This is a genomic window from Pseudomonas sp. (assembly GCF_049645325.1).
Taxonomy (GTDB): domain Bacteria; phylum Pseudomonadota; class Gammaproteobacteria; order Pseudomonadales; family Pseudomonadaceae; genus Aquipseudomonas.
The window spans coordinates 1-3,789 of the sequence record NZ_JBARTQ010000610.1 but is presented as its reverse complement, the minus strand read 5'-3'; the positions used below and the strand labels follow the sequence as shown (position 1 = coordinate 3,789).

Here is a 3,789-nt window from a genome sequence, read left to right as displayed (position 1 = left end):
GCCTAGGGGGATTCGAAGGGGCTGTCCATGCAGGTTTTCTGCATCACCCGCTGACTGGCGCGCACCAGCCAGGTGGCGAGGATAAACGGCGCGGTCAGCGCGGGCAGGTGCAAGGCGGCAAACCCGGGCGTGAGGATGATCGCCAGAACGATGCCGGCCAGCGGCAGCCATGGCTGACGACGTGTCTGGCTCAGGGCCAGTGCCGCCAATGCCGGGTTGTAGCTGTGCAGGCCGAGCAGGGCGCTGGCGGGTTCGTCGAGCCACAGCGCGACCAGCACGCCACTCACAGCACCGGTCAACGCCCACAGCGCGGCGCGGCGGTTGGCTAAAAACAGGCCAAGCGCAATCAAGGCGCCCGCCAGCGGTTGGTCGAGCAGCATGATTTGTGCAAGCCCGGTAAAGGGCGCAGTGAGGACCGCGAGCGTGTCGGGCGCGCTCAGGGCGAAGGTGTTCTCGGGCACCGTGCCCATCAGCAACCAACCCAGGCCGACAAAGGGCGCGGTGTAGGCGGGCAAATCTTGAGGGTGCGTCGCGTGTTTCAGCCATTGCCGCGTGAGGATTGCGCCGAGGCCGCCGCACGCCAGGATCAGCGGCGGCAGCAAGGCCGACCAGGCAAAGTGCTGGCTGATCAACAAGCCCAGCAGCACGCCGTTGTAACTGTATAAACCCGCCTGGCGCTCGGCCTTGGGATAACCCCGGCGCTGGGCGGTGAGCAAACCCGCGACGCCACCCAGCAGCGCCCCGCCGAACAAGGCCGGGGCGCCGATCAGGATGGCCAGCAGGCACAGCAGGCCACACAGCGGCTGGCGCTGCAGGAAAATCTGGCTGAAGCCGTTGAGCAGGGCTTCGGCCCAGTCGGGGCAGGTTTGGTTATGCATTGTGTGTGAGTCAGTGAGGCTGAGTTGTCCTTGTCGCAGGCAAGCCTGCTCCCACATTCGAGCGCGTTGGCATGTCGAGCATCGATCACATGTGGGAGCCGGGCTTGCCCGCGATGAGGCCCTTACAGACGCTAAATCAACGTCTCAATACGCAGCGAGTTGGTCGACCCCGGCTGCCCAAACGGCACCCCCGCGGTAATCACCAACGTATCCCCGCGTTGCGCCATGCCTTGGGCCTGGGCAATTTCCAGCGCCGTGGAACACACCTCGTCCACCTGACGCAGCCGGTCATTGACCACCGAATGCACGCCCCACGCCACGCTCAACCGGCGCGCGGTGGAGAGGTTCGGTGTGAGATTGAGGATCGGCGCCACCGGCCGTTCCCGCGCCGCGCGCAGGCTCGAACTGCCCGACTCGCTGTAGTTCACCAGCACCGCCACCGGCAGGATGCTGCTGATGCGGCGGATCGCGCAGCTGATGGCGTCCGAGACCGTGGCGTCGGCTTTCGGCCGGCTGACGTCCAGCTGCGTCTGGTAGTCCGGGCCGTTTTCCACTTGGCGGATGATCTTGCTCATCATCTGCACCGCTTCCAGCGGGTATTCGCCCGACGCGGTTTCCGCCGACAGCATCACCGCGTCCGCGCCTTCGGCCACGGCATTGGCGACGTCCGTCACTTCGGCGCGGGTGGGCGCCGGGGAGAAGCGCATCGACTCCAGCATCTGCGTTGCCACCACCACCGGCTTACCCAGCTCGCGGCACAGGCTGATGATGTCTTTCTGGATCTGCGGCACGCTTTCGGCCGGTACCTCAACGCCCAGGTCGCCTCTGGCCACCATGATCGCGTCGCTCAGCTCGGCAATTTCCCGCAGGCGTTGCACTGCCGACGGCTTCTCGATCTTGGCCATCAGAAAGGCTTTGTCGCCGATCAGTTCGCGCGCCTCGCGGATGTCTTCCGGGCGTTGCACAAACGACAGCGCGACCCAGTCTACACCCAGTTCCAGGCCGAAGCTCAGGTCGCGACGGTCCTTGGCGGTCAGCGGGCTGAGTTCCAGCAAGGCCTGCGGCACGTTCACGCCCTTGCGGTCGGACAGCTCGCCGCCGTTGAGCACGGTGGTGTCGATGGCGTCGGCATGCTTGGTGATCACGCGTAGGCGCAACTTGCCGTCGTCCAGCAGCAGGTCCATGCCCGGTTCCAGTGCCGCGATGATTTCCGGGTGGGGCAGGTTGACCCGGCACTGGTCACCCGGCGTCGGGTCCAGGTCCAGGCGCAATGCCTGGCCACGCACCAGTTGCACCTTGCCCTCGGCGAACTGCCCGACCCGCAGCTTCGGCCCTTGCAGGTCCATGAGAATGCCCAGCGGGTAGTTCAACTGGCGCTCCACCTGGCGAATCCACTGGTAGCGCTGGGCGTGGTCGGCGTGGTCGCCGTGGCTGAAGTTGAGGCGAAAGATGTTTACCCCGGCTTCCACCAGTTCGCGGATGTCATCGATACCGTCGGTGGCCGGGCCGAGTGTGGCGAGGATTTTGACCTTCTTGTCAGGCGTCATGTGGCGGGTTCCCAAGGATCAGAATGGCGCGGAAGTCGTTGACGTTGGTGCGGGTCGGCTCGGTGATGATCAAGCCGTCGAGCGCGGCGAAGTAGCCGTAGCCATTGTTGTTGTCCAGCTCATCGCTGGCCGACAGGCCCAGGGCGTCGGCACGCGCATAACTGCACGGGGTCATGATGGCGCCGGCGTTGTCTTCCGAGCCGTCGATGCCATCGGTGTCACCGGCCAGGGCGTAGACGCCGGGCAGGCCCCTGAGGCTGTCGGTCAGGCTCAGCAGGAACTCGGCGTTGCGCCCGCCACGGCCATTGCCGCGCACGGTGACGGTGGTTTCGCCGCCGGACAGGATCACGCACGGCGCCGCCAAGGGCTGGCCGTGCTGCACGATTTGCCGGGCGATACCGGCGTGTACCTTGGCCACGTCGCGCGCTTCGCCTTCGAGGTCGCCGAGAATCAACGGGCTGAACCCGGCCTGGCGCACTTTCACCGCCACGGCCTCCAGGGACTGCTGCGGGCGGGCGATCAACTGGAAGTGGCTGCGGGCAAGCACCGGGTCGCCGGGCTTGACGGTTTCCGAGGCCGGGTTCTGCAACCAGCTGCGCACAGACGCGGGCGCGTCGATGCCGTAGCGCTTGAGGATCGCCAGGGCTTGTTGCGAGGTGCTCGGGTCGCCCACGGTGGGGCCGGACGCGATCACTGTAGGCTGGTCGCCGGGCACGTCGGAAATCGCGTAGGTGTAGACCGTCGCGGGCCATGCCGCTTTGGCCAGTCGGCCGCCCTTGATGGCTGAGAGGTGCTTGCGCACGCAATTCATCTCGCCAATGGTCGCGCCGGATTTGAGCAGGGCTTTGTTGACGGCCTGCTTGTCGGCCAGGGTGATGCCTTCGGCGGGCAGGGCGAGTAACGCGGAGCCACCGCCGGAGAGCAGGAAGATCACGCGGTCGTCTTCACCGAGGTGACTGATCATTTCCAGCACGCGCTTGGCCACGGCCAACCCGGCCGCATCGGGCACCGGGTGAGCTGCTTCGACCACTTCGATTTTTTTGCACGGCGCACCGTGGCCGTAGCGGGTGACCACCAGGCCGGTGACTTCGCCCTGCCAGCAGTTTTCGACGACGAGGGCCATGGCGGCGGCGGCTTTGCCTGCACCGATCACGATCACCCGGCCGCTGCGGTCGGCGGGCAGATAAGGTTCAAGCACTTGCCGGGGGTGGGCGGCGTCGATGGCTGTGGCAAACAGCTCGCGAAGCAGGTGTTGCGGATCGACCGACATAAGCGGGCTCCCGGGGGGGTTTTTGTTATTAGGGGTGCAGCGATTTCGAGAGGTGGAATGCATTCAAATGTGGGAGCGGGCTTGCTCGCGAAGG

The 3,789-nt window shown here is 65.9% G+C and carries 3 protein-coding genes; all 3 read right to left on the bottom strand.

Translation table 11 applies throughout. From position 1 onward, the window contains the following. Positions 1-2: 2 nt before the first annotated feature. The 3 genes from WBB95_RS25535 to WBB95_RS25525 all read right to left on the bottom strand — a co-directional run bounded on the left by WBB95_RS25535 (position 3) and on the right by WBB95_RS25525 (position 3,695). Positions 3-878, bottom strand: a complete 876-nt coding sequence (locus WBB95_RS25535; protein WP_424490101.1) for an urea transporter — start codon at positions 876-878, stop codon at positions 3-5. Between the two features lie 131 nt (positions 879-1,009). After that, positions 1,010-2,425, bottom strand: coding sequence for a pyruvate kinase (gene pyk, locus WBB95_RS25530; RefSeq protein WP_424490100.1), 1,416 nt, complete (start codon positions 2,423-2,425; stop codon positions 1,010-1,012). Continuing rightward, positions 2,415-3,695 (bottom strand): glycerate kinase type-2 family protein, encoded by a 1,281-nt coding sequence (locus WBB95_RS25525; RefSeq protein ID WP_424490099.1) that lies wholly within the window; start codon positions 3,693-3,695, stop codon positions 2,415-2,417. The genes pyk and WBB95_RS25525 overlap by 11 nt, the downstream gene beginning before the upstream one ends. Between the last annotated feature and the right edge of the window lie 94 nt (positions 3,696-3,789).

What these genes read in the sequence shown, in the direction of transcription:
- WBB95_RS25535 (WP_424490101.1), bottom strand. Translation starts at nt 878, where the DNA reads ATGCATAACCAAACCTGCCCCGACTGGGCCGAAGCCCTGCTCAACGGC.
- pyk (WP_424490100.1), bottom strand. Translation starts at nt 2,425, where the DNA reads ATGACGCCTGACAAGAAGGTCAAAATCCTCGCCACACTCGGCCCGGCC.
- WBB95_RS25525 (WP_424490099.1), bottom strand. Translation starts at nt 3,695, where the DNA reads ATGTCGGTCGATCCGCAACACCTGCTTCGCGAGCTGTTTGCCACAGCC.